The following is a 21,352-nucleotide window of genomic DNA, read 5'->3' as shown; positions in this document are numbered from 1 at the left end:
ATGAGTGAGTTTAAGCTAAGCACTATAGAGGAAGCCCTAGAGGACTTCCGCAAGGGTGAGTTCCTCATTGTAGTAGACGACGAAGATCGTGAGAACGAAGGCGACTTCATCATTGCCGCCGAGAAGGTAACTCCAGAGAAAATCAACTTCATGATGCGCTACGGCCGTGGCGTCCTATGCGCCCCTATCACAGAGGAGCGTGCCGCCCAGCTAGAGCTAGAGATGCAGGTGCCAACGAATACTTCTGTACACGAAACCCCATTCACTGTCACAGTCGATCGTCTAGGTCGTGGCTGCACAACTGGGGTGTCTATGTACGACAGAGCACAGACCATACTCGCCCTCGCAGATCCCGAAACTAAGCCCACAGACCTTGCTCGCCCGGGACATATTTGTCCGCTTAGGGCAAGGAGCAAAGGTGTGCTACGCAGAGCTGGGCACACCGAAGCTGCTGTCGATCTCGCTCGTCTGTCTGGTATGCAACCTGTCGCTGCTCTGATCGAAATCATCAACGAAGACGGCACGATGGCACGTATGCCTGATCTGATAGAGGTAGCCAAGCGATTTAATCTAAAAATCATTACAATTAAGGATCTCATAGCCTACCGGCTGCGTACAGAGGTGATCGTAGAACGTGGCGAAGAGGTGATGATGCCCACCGCTTTCGGTAAGTTTAGACTGATCCCTTTCCGCCAAAAGTCGAATGGCCTAGAACATATCGCCCTCTTCAAGGGGGACATCGCCGATGGAGAAGAGGTGCTCGTACGTGTACACTCTAGCTGTATGACTGGAGATATCTTCTCCTCTCAGAGATGCGAGTGCGGCGAACAGCTCCACAAAGCCATGCAAATGATTGAGGAGGCTGGACGAGGTCTCATTGTCTACCTCAATCAAGAAGGCCGAGGCATTGGTCTAATGGACAAGATCAAGGCCTACAAGCTACAGGAAAATGGTCTAGATACCGTAGACGCCAATCTACACTTAGGCCATGATGCCGATGAGCGTGATTACGGTGTAGGTGCACAAATCCTACGAGAGCTTGGGGTACATCGTATGCGTCTGATGACTAACAATCCTGTCAAACGTGTTGGCCTAGAGGCATACGGGCTTCAGGTAAGCGAGGTGCTACCAATAGAGGTTGCTCCCAACGAGCACAACGAGCAATATATGAGGACGAAGAAGGAGCGTATGGGGCACGTACTCAAGCAGCTCAAGTAGACTCAGGGAGGGGACTTTAGGCAGAATGAATTTGAGACAGCTCCGCATGCACGATCGGAGCAAAGGCACGACCTAATATTATAGAAAATAAATAACTAAATTTGTGTCGCCTAATACACACCGATTTAGGCGACAATAGAGATTTAATGTGTAACGAAACAAGTACAATGGATAAAGTAAGCTATGCCCTAGGGCTGAGTATTGGACAGAACTTCGTAGCCTCTGGCTTCGAGGGACTCAACTACGATGAATTTCTAGCAGGTCTGAAGAGCATCATGCAAGGCGAAACTCCTAGTATGAGCTTCGAGGAAGCCAAGGGAGTAATCAACCAATACTTCACAGAGGTACAGGCTAAGGCTGTCAAGCTCAACAAAGAGGCAGGCGAGGAGTTCCTCAAAATCAATGCTCACAAGGAGGGAGTAACAACGCTAGAGAGTGGGCTACAATACGAGATCATCAAGCAGGGTGATGGCGCCAAGCCAAAGCTAGAAGATACAGTTAGGTGCCACTATCATGGTACGCTCATCAATGGGATTGTCTTCGACAGCTCTATAGATCGCGGAGAGCCTGCCGAGTTCCCTCTACGTGGCGTTATCAAGGGCTGGACAGAGATCCTACAACTCATGCCAGTAGGCTCCAAGTGGAAAGTAACGATCCCCTCGGATCTAGCATACGGAGATAGAGGTGCTGGGCAGCACATACAGCCCGGTAGCACGCTCATCTTCATCATCGAGCTTCTAAACATTGTATAAATTACTCGGACGACTACGTTATAATATCTATATGAAGACGCAACTCAAAACAATCTGCGCCTCCAGCCTAGCGCTACTAGGCGCAGTAGCTTGTTCTCCAAAAGTAGCTAAGCAAGTTGTCCCAGTTGGTTCCGTTTTAGCTAACGAGGTGGACTCCGCAGCGTATGTATTAGGCTTTGTCAATGGCGATGGCTTCCGTCGTAGCATCTCGGATTTACCCGGAGATTCTCTAAGCAAAGACCTCATTCTCGAGGGCTTCTCGGCGGGCATGAAGGAGCAAAACGAGCGCTTTAAACTAGAAGATGCTCAGAAGTTCCTACAAGACTACATCAAGAAGATTCAGGAGCGAGAGCTACAAGAACTCAAGCACCGAAATGACTCGGCCTTGCTAGCCAACAAGACTAAGGAAGGCGTCAAAACAACCGAGAGCGGTCTACAGTATCGTGTACTTCGCCCAGCTACTGGCATCAAGCCAATGGTACAGGACACCGTAGTTGTCGATTACGTAGGTCGCACAATAGACGGCAAAGAGTTCGACAGCTCCTACAAGCGTGGGCAGTCTGCCACCTTTAGCCTACTACAAGTGATCCCCGGCTGGACTGAAGGGATCTGCTTGATGGAGAAGGGTGCGAAGTATGAGTTCTACATACCAGCCTCTCTAGCCTATGGAGAGCGTGGAGCAGGGCGTGACATCGCTCCCCACTCAACACTAATCTTTGAGGTCGAGCTCCACGAGATCAAGCCATACGTAGAACCAACTCCTGCTGAGGAACCCAAAGCAGTAGCCCCCAATGCCAAGAAAGCTAAGCGTAGCTCAGGGAGAAAGAAATAACAAGAATAAACTATATAGAATAAACAACAATGAAAAAATTTTCAGTAGCAGTAGCTGCCCTTGCACTAGTATTGGGTGGCTTCTCTTGCAGCCAGAAGGCTGGTAACCCATCAAGCGGATTGGATAGCATGTCTTACGCACTCGGTCTTCTACAAGGTCGTCAGATGGCAGAAACTATTAAGTATTCACGTGAGCAGGGTCAGGATATTGACTCGATGAAATTCCTAGAGGGCTTTGAGAAGGCTGTGAGCAATCCCGAGATGTTTAGCTACTTCGCAGGTGGTATCACAGGTGCGGGTCTAGCTCGTCAGATCGAGGGTGATTCTCTCAACATCGCACAGCTTGTGTCTGCCTATCGCGCAGCGCTACAAGGCGACTCTACCAAGATCACGATGAACGACAGCATCGCTCAGGATTTGATGATGCGCTTTGGCCAGATGAAGCAAGAGAAGGAAATGCGCAAGCAGGCTGAAGAAAACGAAAAGAAGTTCGGAGCCAACAAACAAAAGGGTGCAGAGTTCATCGAAAACTTCAAGAAGGAAGAAGGCGTGCAGACAACCGAGAGTGGCCTAGCCTATAAGGTAGAGCAACCCGGTACTGGTGCTACACCAACTGCCGAAGACAAGGTAAAGGTTAAATATAGAGGTACGCTTATTGATGGCACAGAATTCGACAAGAATGAAGAAGGCATCGAGTTCCCTGCTAACGGTGTGATTAAGGGCTGGACAGAAATGCTAACTCTAATGAAAGTTGGCGAGAAGGTAAAGGTAGTGATTCCCTACGACCTAGCTTACGGAGAGCAGGGTAGCTACTCAATCGATCCTTTCAGCACGCTCGTATTCGAGATTGAGCTGCTTGATATCGTTAAGTAACCTATCATCTTTTCTCTAGCCCAGAAGCTAGAGTGCTATACACCCTAAGGCGGTGTGCCAGTTGTTTCTTGGCGCACCGCCTTGTTTTTACAGATACTCCTAAGGCTTTGCCAGAGCCCCACTGAACTTTCCTCCCTCCTTTGAGAATAGGGAAATAAAGAAACTTGGGCCTGCACTACCCAAGGCAGTACAAACCCAAGCTCACACTCAGAAACGACCAGAATTACTTCTTCAATCTAAGAACATAGGGAAGCTCAGGAATATTGCCCTCTGCATCCAAAAGCTGAATAGAATCGCCACGTAGATATGCTCTCTTTACCATATCGGGAGACGTGGTATAGGTCAGCACCAGATCCTCACCTTTGAGAGAGAACGTTCCTTCCTCACGATACTCTCCTGTTTCATTATTACCAGCTTCTACCTTACTCAGCTCTACAAACGTCATATCACTCTTGAGCTCTAGCATTACTTCGGAGCCCGTAGCATCAGCGTTGGGAATTATTCCCGTATAGACGCCAATTCCTAGAACTGCGGCCTCAACAGTGTGAGTAGCAGCGACGCTGTCGGACGCACTAGTTTGAGTCTTGCCACCACTACAGGCTCCCAAAGCTAGAGCAAGGAGGGATAGAGTTAAAATCTTTTTCATTGTCTTGAATTTAGTTATACATTGAACTTCGTATTTCACACAATCATCGCACCTCTGCACAATAACCCTGATGGGATATGAACGCAAGAAAATCGTTTTTATTCTACGAATATACAGAATTATTTATTTCAATTTCAAAAGTTAGACGTTGAACTTAACCTGAAAAGCTAAAGCCTGAGCCGCATTCTCGCCATCAATAGCGGCAGAAACAATCCCACCAGCATAACCAGCTCCTTCTCCTGCGGGATACAATCCTTCTAGGTCTAGATGCTGATAAGCTCTATCGCCTTCATACAAACGAGGGATACGAACTGGAGATGATGTCCGACTCTCAACACCGATGAGTTGAGCCTCCTCGGAGATAAAACCTTTAGTCATTCGGTCGAAAGCCTTAAAGCCCTCGGCGAGCCTATGAGTAATAAAGCGAGGCATCCAGTCGTGCATATTGCTAGAGGTTAGCCCCATATTATAGGATGTAGAGGGAAGTGATGAAGACAAACGTGCATTCAAAAAGTCTGTTAGCCTCTGTGCTGGCGCTCTCAACGAGCGATTGGCCGCTAGGTAACTCAAATGCTCAAACCGCTCGCACCACTCCATTAGCGCCAATGGAGTAGTCTTATCTGAGATCTCAACCCCTGTATGTATCATATCCTCGGGTCGTAGCTCTACGACCATACCTGAGTTCGCCCATTTGGAGCCTCGATTCGCAGGGGACATTCCATTAACCACCGTTTCCTCTGGTGCTGTTGCTGCAGGAACGACAAATCCACCGGGGCACATACAGAAGCTATACACGCCACGCTCTCGAACCCGCGTCTTATAGACATACTCAGCAGCAGGAAGATACTTGCCTCTCCCCTGGCGATTGTGATAGCGAATTTGGTCGATCAACTCTTGAGGATGCTCTAGACGCACACCCACAGCGATAGGCTTAGCCTCAAGAAATATACCTGTACGATGTAGATAGCGATACAAGTCACGAGCTGAGTGGCCAGTGGCCAGAATAACTGGCCCCCAAAATGCTTGCCCCGTAGAGGTAACAATACCACGAGTTCGACCTCCCTCTACAATTAGCTCGTCCATACGACAGCCGAAGTGTACCTCTCCTCCAGAGGTGATAATCTGCTCTCGCATCTGTTTGATGATCTTAGGTAATTTATCCGTACCAATGTGCGGATGAGCATCAACAAGTATCTTAGGATCTGCCCCAAACTTACAGAAGACACGTAATATCTTCTCTACACTACCACGCTTCTTACTGCGTGTATAGAGCTTACCATCGGAGAATGCACCAGCTCCACCCTCACCAAAGCTATAGTTGCTCTCGGGATCAATCTCTCCTGTTTTGTGTAGCAAGGAGAGATCTCGTCGGCGCTTCATAACTTCCTGACCACGCTCTACAATGAGCGGACGAAGCCCTAGCTCAATCAGCCTTAGGGCAGCAAAGAGACCACAAGGCCCTGCTCCTACCACAACCACTGCGGGCCTAGAGGAAACATCTGGATAAACAATATCACTGAAATCATCTATCTGAGGTTTCTCTCCCTGCATGTAAACATCAATCGTCAAGTTAATAACAATGTGGCGCTGGCGAGCATCAATAGTGTGCCGACGAATCTGTACAGAGGAGATCTCGTCAATCCCACAGCGAAGAAGTTTGGCGGCTTGGGCTCTGATCGTAGCATCGGAGGCAGCCTTCTCTGGGCTTAGGCGAAGCTGAAGCTGTTGCATATTAATTAAGTGAACTATTTCTTCGTGTCTTTTACCTCTAGAAGTGGTAGATACTTGCCATAACCTTTGGCACGCATCTCTTCCTTAGGTACAAACTTGAGGCTAGCACTATTGATACAGTAGCGTAGACCTCCCTTGTCGGCTGGGCCGTCGTTGAAAACGTGTCCTAGATGAGAGTCGCCCATCTTACTACGTACCTCAACACGAGTCATGCCATACGAGCGATCCAGTTTCTCATCAAGTAGTTTGTTGTCAATCGGCTTAGAGAAACTAGGCCAGCCACAGCCCGAATCGAACTTATCAGTTGAGATGAAAAGTGGCTCTCCCGTTGTGATATCCACGTAGATACCTTCTCTGTATTCGTCCCAGTAGTCATTATCAAAAGGACGCTCCGTAGCGTTCTGTTGCGTCACAGCATACTGAACTGGAGTCAGTTTACTTTTAAGTTCAGCATCATTCATCTTGCGAATTTCTACCTTTGGCTCTGGATTAGCTTGTTTAGCTAACGTAAATAACCCGGGCTCTATGTGGCAGTAACCCGTAGGATTGTTATCTAGATAATCCTGATGATATTGCTCTGCTGGGTAAAAATTGAGTAGAGGCTCTTGCTCCACAACTATTGGCTGAGTGTACTTGCGAGCTAGTGCCTTGAGAGCAGTTTGTATCACGGGGACATCGGACTCATCTACATGATAGATTCCTGTGCGGTACTGCGTCCCAATATCATTACCTTGACGATTGAGTTGGGTTGGATTGATTGTATAGAAGAAAAGCTCTAGCAAAAGCTTGAGCTCCACCTCCTCGGGATTATACTCTACCTTAACCGTTTCGGCAAAGCCTGTATCTTTGCGGCAGACCTCCTCGTATGTAGGGTTAGAGGTATGTCCATTGGCGTAGCCAACTTCTGTACTAACGACTCCTCTTACTTGCTTAAAAAAGTGCTCCGTGCCCCAGAAGCATCCACCTGCAAAATAGATCACACGGCTATTCTCCGTTGTCTTTGTATTCATATTCTGTTCCTTTTTAGTTTGTGTCCATCCCAGCAGGGCTAGCAGGGTTACGGCCAGTAACCCTAGGCTCATAGCTGTTCTTTTCCTCATAATTACTTTTTCGTTTAGAGTTTATATACGTTTGGTTTATCAATAAAAATCTATGTACAACACTCAATACATCTACTTTACCTATGTATATGATAACCATCGCCAAGGGGCAAGTTGTTTATTACTATCTGTACAAAGATGCAGAGCAGTAGATATATCAAGAGAGCCTCTATTACACATTAAACGCAAGCGATCACTCTCTGCGTATACTCTACATCTATTTTTCTTACTAGCCATCGCACATCTTATAGTACTCTATCTATAATGTAGAAGTACAAAAATGGGCTGCGCCGAATGCTCGACACAGCCCACTTATCTCAAGCGCTGTAGAGAGAGTAAGCCTCGTGGAGACTAATCTCTGCGGCGACGCTCGCCTCTATCTGGGCGTGGGCGACGCTCTGGCTCAGTGTAGCCCTCTGGCTTAGGAAGCATAGCCTTACGGCTGAGCTTGAACTTACCAGTCTTAGGGTCGATTTCGATGAGCTTAACCTCAATGTTCTGCCCTTCTTCTAGACCTGTTAGCTCAATTGTTTCGAAGCGCTTCCAATCAATCTCTGAGATATGTAGTAGACCGTCCTTACCAGGCAAGAACTCAACAAAACAACCGTATGGCATCACTGAGCTGATACGCCCTTGGTAGACCTCGCCAACCTCTGGCATTGCTACAATCGCTCTGATCATACCTAGAGCAATATCAATTGAGGCCTTGTTGGTACCACTGATTTCGACAATCCCCTGTCCGTCTACTTCCTCGATAGAGATAGTAGCACCACTCTTCTCCTGCATACCTTGTATAATTTTACCACCCGGGCCAATCACGGCACCGATGAACTCCTTGCCTATACGTAGCGTTTCGATGCGTGGAGCATGTGGTTTAAGATCTGGACGAGTTTCTGGTTGAGCCTCCATAATTTTACCGAGGATATGCAGACGGCCTTCACGAGCTTGAGCAAGAGCATTCTCTAGGATCTCATAGCTCAAACCATCAACCTTGATATCCATCTGAGTGGCAGTGATACCTTTCTCTGTACCCGTCACCTTGAAGTCCATATCCCCTAGATGATCCTCATCGCCTAGGATATCTGAGAGGATAGCATAGTTCTGTCCCTTGTTCTCGCTAATTAGCCCCATCGCAATACCTGACACTGGACGAATAATGGGAACACCTGCATCACGCAAAGCAAGCGTACCAGCACATACAGTGGCCATAGAGGACGATCCATTGGACTCTAGAATATCGCTGATGATGCGTAGTACATATGGATAGTTCTCTGGCAACACACGCTTTAGTGCACGATGAGCAAGGTTGCCATGACCAATCTCACGACGACCCACACCACGCTGAGGACGAGCATCTCCAGTGGAGAATGGGGGGAAGTTATAGTGGAGCAAGAAGCGCTCTTTACCATAGTTGAGTACATCGTCTACGAGCTTTTCGTCATTCTTGGTTCCAAGCGTCACAGTCGTGAGTGACTGAGTTTCTCCACGAGTAAAAACAGCCGATCCATGAGGCCCAGGTAGATAGTCTGTTTCAATCCAGATAGGACGTATTTCGGTAGTCTTACGCCCATCTAGACGCTTACCTTCGTCTAAGATGGCACGGCGCATTGCTTCTTTCTCTACATCGTGGTAATAGCGGGCGATAAGAGGAGCTTTCGTTTCTAGTTCCTCTTCGGTGAAGTTAGCCTTGTACTCCTCTACAACGGCTTCGAAAGCTGCTGTACGAGTCTGCTTATTGGAAGCTGAGGTTGCGATAGCATATACCTTATCATAGCACTTAGTACGTACATCGGCACGTAGTTCCTCGTCATTCTCTTCGTGGCAGTAGGTACGCTTCTTGAGCTTCCCACAAGCCTCGCTAAGCTCTAACTGTGCCTGACACTGTACCTTGATAACCTCGTGAGCGACCTTGATAGCTTCAAGCATTTCACTCTCTTGCACTTCCTGCATCTCCCCCTCAACCATCATGATGTTATCAAGAGTAGCACCGACCATCATATCAATATCCGCTTTGGCAAGTTGCTCAAAAGTAGGATTGATTACGAGCTGGCTATCTACACGGGCCACACGCACCTCACTAATTGGGCCATTGAATGGGATATCCGACACAGCCAGAGCTGCAGAGGCAGCTAGACCAGCTAATGCATCAGGCATATCAACGCCATCGCTGGAGTACAACGTTACATTTACAAACACCTCTGCGTGATAATCGTCTGGGAATAGAGGACGAAGAGCACGGTCTACAAGGCGGCAAGTCAATATTTCGTAATCGGAGGCTTTACCTTCGCGGCGAGTAAACCCGCCGGGGAAGCGTCCGATAGCTGAGAATTTCTCTTTGTATTCTACCTGAAGAGGCATGAAATCTACACCCGGGTTAGCATCCTTGGCTGCCGTCACTGTGGCTAGGAGGACGGTATTACCCATAGTAACCGTTACTGCCCCATCTGTTAGCTTAGCTAGTTTGCCTGTTTCGATAACGATCTCACGTCCGTCTGGCAAAGTGATGGTCTTCCTAATTGGATTCAGCATAATCTACTGTAATTTATTTATAAACACTCTGTATTGTCGGGCGCAAAGATACTAATAATAAGCGGCCCTCTCAACGATTATCACGATTATTTTGCTGCTATATCTCTAGGTACACACAATCTAAGTATGCAACACCACAGACCTACCCCATACCATAATTCCAACCCCTCAGGCTATGGATTACAATCACAAACACTTCAATCAAGAGAGAGCGTATTGGGCTTCACGCCCCAATACACCCACTCTGGTAAAAAACAGAATAATCCGTTTATCTTAACAAAGCCCCTGCTATACGTCCGCAGGCCTTACCATCACCATAAGGGTTATTGGCTCGGCTCATTTGGCTATAGGCAGACACATCGGTCAGCAAAGCCTCGACAGACTCGACGATACGCTCATAGTCTGTACCGACGAGCTTAACCGTACCGGCCTCCACAGCCTCGGGACGCTCAGTCGTATCACGCATCACGAGCACAGGCTTGCCAAGACCGGGGGCTTCCTCCTGAATGCCTCCGCTGTCAGTGAGGACAATAGACGAACGCTCCATCAGCGAAACAAACTGCAGATACTCTAGCGGCTCAATGAAGAATAGATTGCCGAACCCCTGCAAATCCTCACCAAAAACCTCATGAATAGGCTTGCGCACATTGGGGTTAAGGTGCATAGGATAGACGAAATCGACCTCTGGGAATCGTTCGCTCAGCGTCTTGATCGCACGGCAAATGTTTAGGAAGCCTTCGCCGAAGTTCTCTCTGCGATGCCCCGTAATCAGCACCAATCTACGCTCTTGGCTAAGGCGAGACACATCGTAACCAGCCTCAAGGAGCTGCTCATCTACTTGCTTCTGCAAGGTAGAGTCTTGCTTGATGCGCTCTACGACCTGCTGTAGGGCATCGATTACCGTATTGCCCGTTACTAGGATTTGCTCCTCACTAACGCCCTCTGCAAGCAGATTCTTTCGGCTTAGCTCCGTAGGGGCAAAGTGATAAGTAGCGATACGTCCTGTCAATTGACGGTTCATTTCCTCTGGCCATGGGCTATAAATGTTGTGCGTACGCAAACCTGCCTCCACATGACCCACTGGGATCTGCTGATAGAAGGCAGCCAATGCCGCAGCCGTGCTCGTAGTCGTGTCGCCATGTACGAGCACGACATCAGGCTGTGCCTGCTTGAGCACATCACGCATACCTAGCAGCACTCGGCTCGTCACATCGTAGAGGTCTTGTCCCTCCTTCATAATTGCGAGGTCGTAGTCTGGTGTAATCTCAAAGAGACTCAATACTTGTGCAAGCATCTCTCTGTGCTGCCCAGTAACGCAGACAATCGTCTCAAACTCATTTGCTCTAGCTTGGAACTCCTTGACTAGCGGAGCCATCTTGATTGCTTCGGGTCTTGTCCCGAAGACTAGCATCACCTTTTTCATAGGTCTATATTTGATTTGTCATCACTCTGAATAGGAAGCGCACGAGATGAATCTGACGCTTAATGCGGCTAGGTTGCTTAATCAAGCGATAAGCAAACTCCAAATTATGGCGAATCCACCATTCTGGCGCACGATCTACACGCTCAGTGTAGACATCAAAGCTACCTCCAAGGCCTTGATAAATGGCCTCGGGATGTTGCCTCTGCATACGTTCCATCAGCAACTCTTGCTTAGGCGAGCCCATAGCTACGAAGATGACACTAGGCTTCTTCTCGGCAATATCGGCGATTAGAGCTTCATCATCTCCGCTCTTGAGGTAGCCATCTCTATAACCAACGATATTGATTGTGGGGAAATCTTGACGAAGTTTCTGCACGGTCGCCTCAATAACCTCGGGCTTACCTCCCACAAGGTAGAAGGTTTTCTCCCCACTATATCGCTCAATAATCTTCAGCCAAAGCTCGCAGCCAGCTATTTTGCAGGCGTGCTGATAGCCTTTCTTTTTGAGTGCAAACACAGCTCCAGACCCATCAGAATAACCAAGATTACGATTGTAAATAGCTTTCAGCTCATCCGTCGCATGTATGATTTTCTCCGCATTGATTGCAACCAATATAGCCGGATGTTCTGCCACATAACTAATCAACTCACCTGCAGAAGCAAAGGGATACACCCCTACCCCTCCTAGTAGTATTTGCTGCATCAATTATTCTTTATTCAGTAAATAATAAGACATTGCGTAGAACATGAAGGCATTGCTCCACCTCATGTAAGGGATTTTGGAGCTAAGGCCGGGCTTCATTTGATAGTAGAAATAGCCTTTCTTATCCTGCATATTGCTGATAGTCCAATCCATTACTCGATTTGCTAGCTCATGATGTTCGCCATAGCAATGAAGTCTTGCCAGAGATACAAACAATTGTCCGGGGCAATGAATATCAATCGGATAAGTTCGATTGTGATAATACTTGGGCATTCCATCTTGCTCAAAGAAATGCTCTAGATAATACGACAGCCCACGCTCTATATTCTCTGCAAAGGAAGCATCTCCCGTTAGCTCTTGATAGGCAATGAGTGCATCTAGATTATAACCTGTGTGGAAGCTATCAACCCAAGACTGCACAGGGAGCATCCCATAGACCCAAGAGCCGTCTTCGGCTTGTGCTTCACAGCATGCCGATACCGTTTGGCGAGCTAGGGTACGATATTCTTCATCCTTAGTATAATGATAACAGAAACTTAGAAGACGCGCCCCAAGCAGAGAAGCATTAAAGACTGTATCATTTCCCTCTAGAGGGCTATAGGAAAATAAGACCCCATCCTTATAGGGAGTGCGCTGTAAATCCTTGATTACAAATTGAGCTGCCGAGAGAGCTACATCGAGATACTGCTGCTCACGAGTAACCTCATAGGCCTCTATCAGTGCAGTAGCGCAGAAGTTGGTAGCCACAACTGTCGGTGTATATTTGGGAAAGAGGAATAATCTACGTGCCTGCCAATCGAAATTGTACCCCCAGCAAGCCCCACTATAACCACCCTGTGAGCGAAGTTCTAAAAGTAAATCTGCTAGTTTCTTGATTTGAGCACGGAGTTCCTCAAGAGAACCTAGTTCCCTAGCCAATTGAGGCTCTCGCTCCACAAGACGATAGAGGTTACAATAGCCTTGGAGAAACAGCCCAATCCCCTTAGCATTATACTCCTTAGGAACTAAGGCTAAATGCCTTAGGTTAATTGGGCAACGCTTAAACCCCTGAATAACAATCAGACGACATAGAGCTGATTGCTTGAGCCATGGCAAGGCTTGAAAGACTTTTGAGTTTAATCCATCGTATGGATCCCAACCTTTGAAGCCCTCTTGCTCGCAGTATTTCTTTAATTTGAGGAATGAAGCTAGCATATAGCTAGATTGAATATCAATTATTGTGTACAAATAGGGATAGCTCACTCTTTATAGATTGGAGTAAGCTATCCCTTTAATAAGGACTACAGTCCAACGTGACCATCTCCATTAGACGAATCATCATCGGAGGGAGGAGGTGTCTGGCCTCCTTCATTCTTCTTGCTCTTCTTAGGCTTAGGCTCAATGCGCTCGTAATCAACATTGGTCAAGGTGAAATACTCCTTAGAGGGTTGCAGCTTAACCACAGGCTTAACGATATGCTTAGATGCAAGGAATTTTTCTTCTACAGGCACGAGTATACTTTTGAAGCTAGGCTTAAGGACTCCTAAATCTCCAAATTCAACCATATGACCCTCTGCTACTATATCTTTCGCTATTTCTGTAGAATAGTTAATCACTGCAGCAACTTCTTGCGCCGTAAAGGTAGTTCCTTTGGCTACACGTTCGCAAAAATGACGAAAGCCCACGCGACTACGCCCCGAAGGTAGGGCAACTTGCACCATCTGCCCTTTGCTCTTACCTACCGTGCTCTTGCGCCGGTGTAGTGTGTAATTTAATGTTTTGTCTGCCATAGTGTGTAAGGTTCGCCCAGCCAGTAAAACCAAACTTTAGGAAATAGTTATAATTATTCCTTAAAATAGTCGTAAGTATTTAAGAGAATAGTTAAAACTATTGAGGTGAATAGTTAAGACTATTGCCGAAGATAGATAATACTAAACTACAAACGGTCGGACTCTCACCGACAAGCCCCTCCTTGGAGGACTTAATTATAGTTATTAAACAGAAAACAAACAGGCCTCAATAGCTTGCGAAATCTTAGTTCGCATCGCCCTAAGGCTCTATGGCAAACTTAGTAAAAAATACTTTCTAATCAGTATTAAAGCACGAACAAAAGCTATTTTAAATCAGAACAATCTAAAGTTTTTTTGACTTCTGATTATACCACTCTGCTATTGTTATTGACCTAAAGTCATTCTTAATCTGCTTCAGCAATTGCTCAAAACTATCTCCAGAGACAAAACTCTTGGGGTGACCAACAAGAACAAATTCTTCTCGAGTCCGTTGATTCTTGGCCTGCTTCAAAAAGCGACGATGTAGACTAGTAGAGAATAGACAGAAGTCCCAAGTCTGCCATTCAGTCTCTACGAAGTAACTTATCTTGCCTAAGATGCCACCCTTGTTAGCTGTTTTGGCGGAATAAGTATCGGCTGCAGATTTACGATTTTGGAAGAGAGCCTTAATTCGATCTAGAGATAGATACTTCTGCAAGCGGCGAATGGGGAAAGAAACGATAGGTAGCTCCACAATGTCCGTTGTGCGGGGAGCTGGATATTCTAGCTGATTCTCCACATACCAATGGCCCAAGTCGGGAGCTACGGCGGTATAATCGTAGTTGGATAGCGAGCCAGACTCAAAACCTCCCGGGTAAATAGAGCTATCTACCTTTAGTCCGATTTGGCGCATCACTCGCACAATCTCTTCGGACGGCTGTGCGTTATAGCCACCTGCACGCAAAGCAATACAATTGTAAAGCGGATCAACAGGGCGAATAATCTCCTCTATTGTTTCTTTCCCTCGCTTAAGTAGATTCAAAAGAGAGTCTTTTCCTTCGCCTTGATATTGTCCTAGACACCAATTGGAGAGATTAAGTACCCACTGATTATCTCGATACACAGCATCAATCCACTGAGGATGTAGATGTAGCTGAATGTCATGCCCCTGCAAATAAGCCTCACGAAGCTGTTCCTCCATAGCCAAGACAGGGCTCTCAGTGTATCCCATTTTATTACCTTGTTCCCATTCGTGCTTGAGGTACCAATACTCCACCACTTCGAAGAAAATCGTGTACTTAATATCATGTCGCCTAGCTATAGCCAAGAGTTCCTCAGTAGGCTTGATAATATGGTCGAAGACATCGCCAGTACCATTGCCGTACAATTCGTAGTCTAGTGTAAATAGTATCTGCTTCATCGCTTAAATCTATTTTGACCAGCCTCAAATCGCCTCTTAGTAATATCTGAGAGCTCTGTATTATCAGCAATCCACACAAAAGATTTACCAAAAGGCAAGCGATGATAAGACTTAGCTTTTAAGTTCCTTGTATACTCAGCAGCAGGTTCTAGTCTATCTGAGATATAAGACTGATGAACAAGGGTCTTAACTTTAATTAGCTCTTGATTAGGAAGAATAATATCTAGATCATATTTCTTCTCTTGATAGTATAAATCCCTAGGAGCATCCCAAACATCTTCAAAAGTATGAAATATGGGGATATTACCAACACCAAGACCGAGTGACTTAGAACCCATTTTCAATAGTTTCCCATATGGAGAATCCCAATAGAAAGGGGTTTGAGAGAACTCATGCCCAAGAATAATTTCTTGTGCACCATTTCCCCAAACACAAACGGCCTTAGTGGGATGGATACTCATGTACACATCCTCCATTTTCGAGAAGACATTTGTTACAATCCCCATCCCAGACTTAGTCTTAGTCATATCAAATACTTCACCGCTTGAGGCCCACTCAAAAGAATTCTTAGGGGGATAATAGGGCATCATGATAAGCCCCCTCTCTGTAACAATAGACTGCAAGAGCTCAATAACATCCTTGGGTGAATAATCTTCGGCACCCAAAGAGCCAAAGCCAGAAGACACTATGAGTTTATCTCCAGGACGAATCCCGAGATCATCAATGAGAACTCTCCTTAGATCTTCCAATGATGTAGTCCCCTTCCCAATGCCATGAAATTTACGCTTCCAACGTCTTAGAAGGGAACGGCTCTCGGAAGTAAGAAGCATCCTCAATAGTTTTTTTACATACATATGATAAAACTTCCTTGTTAGTTTAATTATTAATGTACATGTAGCTAAATAAGGTCTCAGCCCAATATCATCTTATATATTTCGGCTAAACAAGTATACTATAAGGAGCAAGCCCAAGAACAATTATGGTCTTATTATTCATGCTAGCTAATCTGAAAAGAGGATTATACCTCAAGAAACTTTAACAATGATCAAGTTTAGAAACAAACTGAATGAACTTACCATTCGGCTGATAAATCAGCTTATCTACATAGCGAATAGACACATACTCCTCTCCATCCATAACATTCGCAAGGAAAGATTTTATAAACTCTTCATCCTGTTGGTTATATTCCTCAGATTTTATCACAGTTGCGATTAGCTCACCCTCTTTCTCTTGTATGTATTGCAGGCCTCTTACTTTCTCAAGAAAGGCACTATGCAGATTAATCGCAGACATAGGGAGACGTACCCCATCATGCCTTACAACCAAAGACATATTCCATCTGCCATAGATTCTAGAGAGAATAGTACTTGTTCCTATCCCCTCTATGTAGCGCAATCCTTGATACTCCGCTTTATCACCAGTTTTGTACCTAAGTAGTGGCATACATCGATTGTACAAAGTACTCCCGACCATCTCACCGACCTCGCCTATCTTGACATCTTCACCATCATCCGAAAGGAGCTCCAAATAACCATATTTAGGGAACGAATATAGTTCCTCGGAGTTGTCTCGATTAGCTGCAAGAATAAGTTTCTCACTATGCCCGTAAGTGATGCTAACCTGCAAGCCAAGCTTTCTGAAAAATATCCATTGCTCATTGGTTATACCCTCAGAGCTAAGAAGACAGCACTCGAGCGTACCGACACCAAGCCCAAGGTCTACACATCGCTTTAAGAATTCGTGCGCACCAGATGGATAGGCAAAAAGGAATCGAACCTTGAATTTAACAATCGTCGCATGGATAGTGCGTGTATACTCATCTGTTCCTCGAAAGGCATCGAAGACTATCTCACGAGTAAAGGGATTAATCGCGTATGCTTGATTATTGGATAGCTTATTATTCCTTATCGTGGCTCTTAGGTTAAATTTTCGTCCCGTCCAAGCTCTAGCTTGACGACTAAAAAACTCCTCCACGATATATCGGTTCTGCGGGAATAAAAGCTTTAGAGGTTTTCCACTAGTTCCCCCAGTCGTCCCTGAAACATAAGCAAAAGAAGATATCTCATCAGTGATAAATTCATCCCAGTGTTCCATAACTTCATCTTTGTCTATAGGCTTTATGATAGCCTTAAAGTCTCGGATTGAATTTATCGAACAGCCTGAGTACCTCTGCCTATAATAGGGAACGTGTTTGATCGCATAATCTACCATCTCCAGAAGTCTATCTTCTGGAATTATAGTCTCAGAGCTACGTTTGAACTTCTGATAGCTCGGACCATATATATATTCCCCAAGGCAATTTATCTTGAGAATGAGATAATTAACCCAGTTTGGGAATCTAGTTGATTTTGTTTTTAAGTAATCAGCAAGGCTCATAACCTTAATAGTTAAATCTTTTGATATATCTTATACAAACATTTTGAGACTTCTTCAATTGAATATTCTTTTGAGGCCTCTCTTGATAATTTTCGTTTGTTCACAAAAGATTCTTTAGAAACAAGATCTAGAAGTATCTCTGTCAGCATTTGTCTGTCTCCTGGAGTCATCAGATAGCCATAATCATCATTTACCACCTCGGGAATAGCACCAACTTTCGTAGCAACAATCACAAGGCCATAAGTCATCGCCTCAAGAATAGCCATCGGTAGGCCTTCTGCATACGAAGGCAATACGAATACATCCGAGTTAAGTAAAAGATTCTTTTTCTTATCGCCAGATACCCAGCCATGAAAAGAAACAAGTTGCTCTAGCCCCATTTGCTTGACAGTATTCTCAAAAGTAGCGACATCCCCATTGCCTCCGACATTAAGCAATACTCTGCCCTCAAACTCTTCCTTATGATCAGCCAGAACTTGAAGCAAATCATAAATCCCTTTCTGCTGATCCAATAGGCCAAGGAAAAGCAGTCTCAGAAGAGGTGTTTGCTCCCTATGTCTTAAGTCTTCACTACTAGGCAGTACAACAGGATTAGGAACTATGCGAATAAGGGGCTTCTGTGTAATACTCTCGAAGAAATTCTTCCAAGACTGAGATAGGACAATCAAACAATCTGCCTGCTCCAAGACCCATCTAATGATCTTGGGATTAGTCTTATAGAAATCCTTAAATCCTCCTCCATGGATATGGAGAATCACCTTACGACCCAAAAGCTTCGAGAGTAATGCAAAAATCGCCGAGCGATAGAAACTATTATAGGAAGCTGTATGTATATGTACAATCTTGATCTCTCTATTACAGAGCAGTTGTCTAATCAACTGCCATATAGAGATCAAGAGTATCCCAACATTTCTCAGGCCACCACCTCCCGAGTTCGCAATAAAGCGAAAGTCCTTGAATATATACTTATCATATATATCCAATACTTGAGCAATTCCACCTCCAACGGGCTTATAATTACAGCCGATAGACAAGACAGAGCTTACCTTAATATCCTCTGCCATACACCAAAAATCTTAGAAAGATTCTCGTATAAACCTCCTCCATCATTAATAGATCTCCGTGGAATCTGTAGCCAATCTCCACCCCAGTCTTTTATAGAAGTTGCCTCCGTGGTGAAAGCATACTTGTATCCAGCAGCCTTCACGCCCTCTACGACCTCGGGGCTAAAGCTACCATTGGGATAACTAAATACGTCTATCGATTTCTGAAGAAATGATTCCAAGTAATTCTTAGAATAGACTAACTCATACTCAAGAATATCTGCAGGGCATTTCGTCAAGATAGGATGCGTATGGGTATGCGATTGTATATCTACAAGAGGATGCTGAGCAAATTGACACAACTCATCCTCTGTCATAGCCGAACGCTCCAAAGTCACCAGTGTTTTACAATGCTCAACCTCGGCTAAAAAATCTTCACGAGACAGTTTTTTAAGACCATTCACATAGTTCAATCCTCTGAAAGCTAGAGGATATTCCCACCAATAATTGCCAGACAGAATAGGCTCTGTGCTGACGAAGAGTGTCATTGGGACATTGTATTTCTCCATAATCGGAATCAGCTTCAGGTTGTTTTTCCAACCATCGTCAAACGAAACAAAAGCGATAGGTCTATGAGCTTTCGCTTCTGTAGGAGCCGAAAGTATTGAAGTAAATTCTTCAACAGACACAAATCGATATCCCATCCGATGAAGAGATCTAATGATCTTTTCGAAAAGATCTTCGGACGGATTATGAAAGTAGAGCGAAAGTATATTCTCTCTCTTCCCCAACAAACGGTACCAGAGATAAAAAATAACCCCTAGAGATTCTCGGAAGCATTTATTTATCATAATATCCAAGCTCATATTTATTTACCATCGCATCAATACTATATGTTTTACGGACATAGTTTACAGCCTTATCGGCAGTACTGATTACTTCATCATAGTGGTTCTTTATATAAAGAATCATCTCGGCCAGATTATTAGGGTCTTCACTCTGAAAGTAATAACCACAAGTTCCAGATTGAATTATCTCCATAGGACCATCTATATTCGAAACGAGCACAGGGACTTTCGCCGCCATTGCTTCTGCAACTGTTAGGCCAAATCCTTCAAATCTTGAAGGTTGAACTAATAGGTCAAAATCTTTAAGATGGGCATAAACAAAGTCTCGAGACTTAGCTCCATAGAAGAATATTTGATCAATTATCTCATACTCCTCAACAAGCTTCTTCATCGGCTCTAAGCCTGGACCATCCCCTATAAAAGTAAGCTCAACTTTCACGTTGTAATTCTCTTTAAGTAGTCTTATCGCTTCTATGAGTACATCTTGACCTTTCTTATTCACATCAAAACGACTAATCTGCACGATTTTTATAGGCTCCCCAAGTTGAATATTGAGAGGTTCCGAAGATCTTGTTTCAATCTTATCACAATCAATACCATTAGGAGCTAATATGACGGTGTTAATAGGTAGATCAATACGTCTCTTCATATCCTCATAGACAGCTTGAGAAATGGCAAAAATTCTATGAAACCTCTTATGATAATTAATCGGTACGTCAACATCGTGAATCGTCGCAAAAAATTTATGCTTCGGATAATGAATAATAGCAGGCAAAGAGTACGAATGAAGGTGTAGTACGTCTGGCTTAATGGAGTGTAATAACAACCAATTTAGTTTAAGTATAAACCAAGGACTTCTACTTCCTGGTTGTCTATTTAGTCGTATAATTTTAACTCGTGAGTCTATTTTGGATGCCAATTCTTCATTGAACAAATCGTTGATGAGAAGGAGATAAACACAGTGCTTCTGTATTTGTCTATTCATCAAATCAACTAACAATGCCTCTGCGCCACCCATAGGGAAGCCATATTTACAATGTACGATCTTCATATTTATTCTGAGAGATGATAGCTACTATAATAGGGAAAGAGGATACCATGAGGATAGAGAAAAACAATCCTGGTTCAAAAAAGAAATAGATATGAGAACTCAAAAGAAAAGACTTCGCAATAATTGGGATATTCCGATAAATACTTCTAATAAAGATTATATATAGAGTAGAGTAAATAATCCCCATAGAATACAGGGTGTTTATCCAAGCATTATGCAATGCATAGCTATTAACATCATGAGTATATTTACCTATAGTATCTAGTCCATTACCAAACCATCTAATGTTAAAATGATTGACTACAGACAAAACTTGCGCAGACCTCCCTGCCGTATCAGCTTTTTTTCCAAAAAGAGCAAAGTCTAAAGCAGCCAAGTTTGGTTCAATCACGACAAGAAAAAGGAAAGCTCCACCGACCAAAATAAAGAACAACCAAGGAACGAGCTTTCCCTTTCCCCTATTGAGTAGAAAATAAAACACATAAGCGAGCAAAACAAACAGCAATGTATTGCGAGAGTGGTGGGCAAATAGCATCACCAAAAACATTATTGCAACGAACCAACGTAACTTTCGATTCTCAATAAAAATAAATGTTGCCGAAAGTACAACCGTAGAATATGCGGCAAAAGTATTCGAGTTATGAAAGAAACCACTAAAATAATCGACAACACGAGTAGCTGCAAAACTATTAATCAATTCAACGGGATGTAAGACAATACTGAGTAACCAAAATAAGATGAGACTAATCGCAATTTTGCGTCCAGCGACTCTAACCTTCTGTAATGTTACAAAGAAGAAGATAGAGGACAGATATAGAGCTATATTCTCTAGTCGTGCATCTGTTAGAAGCAGATATCCAGAGTAATAAAAAATAGAGCCTAGTATAACAAAAAGGTCAGTGAAGGAGAACTTGAGGCCACGAGAAATACTCCAAACAATAAATACGAGCATTAAGACAAACATAATGATGCCCTCTATGGATAAAGGAGCAGCCTTGTTCGCAGTATAAACAATACTTGAGGCCATAAAGCCACCAAGCAACATTGTATTCATCGTTAT

The 21,352-nt window shown here is 44.5% G+C and carries 19 protein-coding genes; 4 read left to right on the top strand and 15 right to left on the bottom strand.

Annotation, left to right across the window (positions count from 1 at the left end; genetic code table 11):
• The 4 genes from HQ41_RS01910 to HQ41_RS01895 all read left to right on the top strand — a co-directional run bounded on the left by HQ41_RS01910 (window position 1) and on the right by HQ41_RS01895 (window position 3,674).
• Window positions 1-1,218: a bifunctional 3,4-dihydroxy-2-butanone-4-phosphate synthase/GTP cyclohydrolase II gene (locus HQ41_RS01910; RefSeq protein WP_044187262.1), complete on the top strand. Its 1,218-nt coding sequence runs from the start codon at window positions 1-3 to the stop codon at window positions 1,216-1,218.
• 167 nt (window positions 1,219-1,385) lie between these two features.
• The gene (locus tag HQ41_RS01905) at window positions 1,386-1,970 is read left to right on the top strand and encodes an FKBP-type peptidyl-prolyl cis-trans isomerase (RefSeq protein ID WP_044187149.1); all 585 of its coding nucleotides are present in this window, start codon (window positions 1,386-1,388) and stop codon (window positions 1,968-1,970) included.
• 31 nt (window positions 1,971-2,001) lie between these two features.
• Window positions 2,002-2,802: an FKBP-type peptidyl-prolyl cis-trans isomerase gene (locus HQ41_RS01900; RefSeq protein ID WP_044187146.1), complete on the top strand. Its 801-nt coding sequence runs from the start codon at window positions 2,002-2,004 to the stop codon at window positions 2,800-2,802.
• Window positions 2,803-2,831: 29 nt separating this feature from the next.
• A complete protein-coding gene (locus HQ41_RS01895) occupies window positions 2,832-3,674 on the top strand; it encodes an FKBP-type peptidyl-prolyl cis-trans isomerase (protein WP_044187144.1) in 843 nt (280 codons plus the stop codon).
• 223 nt (window positions 3,675-3,897) lie between these two features.
• On the opposite strand, the gene HQ41_RS01890 is transcribed toward HQ41_RS01895, so the two are convergent.
• From HQ41_RS01890 to HQ41_RS01820, 15 genes are all read right to left on the bottom strand, one after another.
• On the bottom strand, window positions 3,898-4,320 hold the full coding sequence (locus HQ41_RS01890) for a copper resistance protein NlpE N-terminal domain-containing protein (protein ID WP_044187143.1): 423 nt from the start codon (window positions 4,318-4,320) through the stop codon (window positions 3,898-3,900).
• 141 nt (window positions 4,321-4,461) lie between these two features.
• Window positions 4,462-6,051 (bottom strand): NAD(P)/FAD-dependent oxidoreductase, encoded by a 1,590-nt coding sequence (locus tag HQ41_RS01885; protein WP_044187141.1) that lies wholly within the window; start codon window positions 6,049-6,051, stop codon window positions 4,462-4,464.
• A 14-nt stretch (window positions 6,052-6,065) separates the two neighbouring features.
• Window positions 6,066-7,151 (bottom strand): peptide-methionine (R)-S-oxide reductase MsrB, encoded by a 1,086-nt coding sequence (gene msrB / locus HQ41_RS01880; protein ID WP_081964717.1) that lies wholly within the window; start codon window positions 7,149-7,151, stop codon window positions 6,066-6,068.
• Between the two features lie 351 nt (window positions 7,152-7,502).
• Window positions 7,503-9,680 carry a polyribonucleotide nucleotidyltransferase gene (locus HQ41_RS01875; protein WP_044187138.1) on the bottom strand — a complete coding sequence of 726 codons (2,178 nt, stop codon included), beginning with the start codon at window positions 9,678-9,680 and terminating at the stop codon, window positions 7,503-7,505.
• Window positions 9,681-9,948: 268 nt separating this feature from the next.
• Window positions 9,949-11,103, bottom strand: coding sequence for a non-hydrolyzing UDP-N-acetylglucosamine 2-epimerase (gene wecB / locus HQ41_RS01870; protein WP_044187135.1), 1,155 nt, complete (start codon window positions 11,101-11,103; stop codon window positions 9,949-9,951).
• Between the two features lie 4 nt (window positions 11,104-11,107).
• A complete protein-coding gene (locus HQ41_RS01865) occupies window positions 11,108-11,806 on the bottom strand; it encodes a WecB/TagA/CpsF family glycosyltransferase (protein ID WP_044187132.1) in 699 nt (232 codons plus the stop codon).
• 3 nt (window positions 11,807-11,809) lie between these two features.
• The gene (locus HQ41_RS01860) at window positions 11,810-13,000 is read right to left on the bottom strand and encodes a delta-aminolevulinic acid dehydratase (protein WP_044187130.1); all 1,191 of its coding nucleotides are present in this window, start codon (window positions 12,998-13,000) and stop codon (window positions 11,810-11,812) included.
• Window positions 13,001-13,086: 86 nt separating this feature from the next.
• Window positions 13,087-13,575: a histidinol phosphate phosphatase gene (locus tag HQ41_RS01855; RefSeq protein ID WP_044187128.1), complete on the bottom strand. Its 489-nt coding sequence runs from the start codon at window positions 13,573-13,575 to the stop codon at window positions 13,087-13,089.
• A gap of 343 nt (window positions 13,576-13,918) precedes the next feature.
• The gene (locus HQ41_RS01850; RefSeq protein ID WP_044187126.1) at window positions 13,919-14,974 is read right to left on the bottom strand and encodes a hypothetical protein; all 1,056 of its coding nucleotides are present in this window, start codon (window positions 14,972-14,974) and stop codon (window positions 13,919-13,921) included.
• Window positions 14,971-15,723, bottom strand: coding sequence for an AAC(3) family N-acetyltransferase (locus HQ41_RS01845; protein ID WP_235316877.1), 753 nt, complete (start codon window positions 15,721-15,723; stop codon window positions 14,971-14,973). The genes HQ41_RS01850 and HQ41_RS01845 overlap by 4 nt, the downstream gene beginning before the upstream one ends.
• Before the next feature lie 286 nt (window positions 15,724-16,009).
• On the bottom strand, window positions 16,010-17,068 hold the full coding sequence (locus HQ41_RS01840) for a phenylacetate--CoA ligase family protein (RefSeq protein WP_161780570.1): 1,059 nt from the start codon (window positions 17,066-17,068) through the stop codon (window positions 16,010-16,012).
• A 293-nt stretch (window positions 17,069-17,361) separates the two neighbouring features.
• Window positions 17,362-18,414 (bottom strand): glycosyltransferase family 4 protein, encoded by a 1,053-nt coding sequence (locus HQ41_RS01835; protein WP_044187120.1) that lies wholly within the window; start codon window positions 18,412-18,414, stop codon window positions 17,362-17,364.
• Window positions 18,393-19,259: a polysaccharide deacetylase family protein gene (locus HQ41_RS09450; RefSeq protein ID WP_081964723.1), complete on the bottom strand. Its 867-nt coding sequence runs from the start codon at window positions 19,257-19,259 to the stop codon at window positions 18,393-18,395. Before HQ41_RS09450 ends, HQ41_RS01835 begins: the two co-directional genes overlap by 22 nt.
• Entirely contained in the window at window positions 19,234-20,292 is a 1,059-nt protein-coding gene (locus tag HQ41_RS01825) for a glycosyltransferase (RefSeq protein WP_044187117.1), read from the bottom strand. Before HQ41_RS01825 ends, HQ41_RS09450 begins: the two co-directional genes overlap by 26 nt.
• Window positions 20,273-21,346: a hypothetical protein gene (locus HQ41_RS01820; protein ID WP_152567304.1), complete on the bottom strand. Its 1,074-nt coding sequence runs from the start codon at window positions 21,344-21,346 to the stop codon at window positions 20,273-20,275. Before HQ41_RS01820 ends, HQ41_RS01825 begins: the two co-directional genes overlap by 20 nt.
• Between the last annotated feature and the right edge of the window lie 6 nt (window positions 21,347-21,352).

Origin of the sequence: Porphyromonas sp. COT-290 OH860 (assembly GCF_000768935.1) — a bacterium.
Taxonomy (GTDB): Bacteria; Bacteroidota; Bacteroidia; order Bacteroidales; family Porphyromonadaceae; genus Porphyromonas.
Note: the sequence above shows the minus strand (reverse complement) of the source record. Positions and strands in the feature narration are given on the sequence as shown.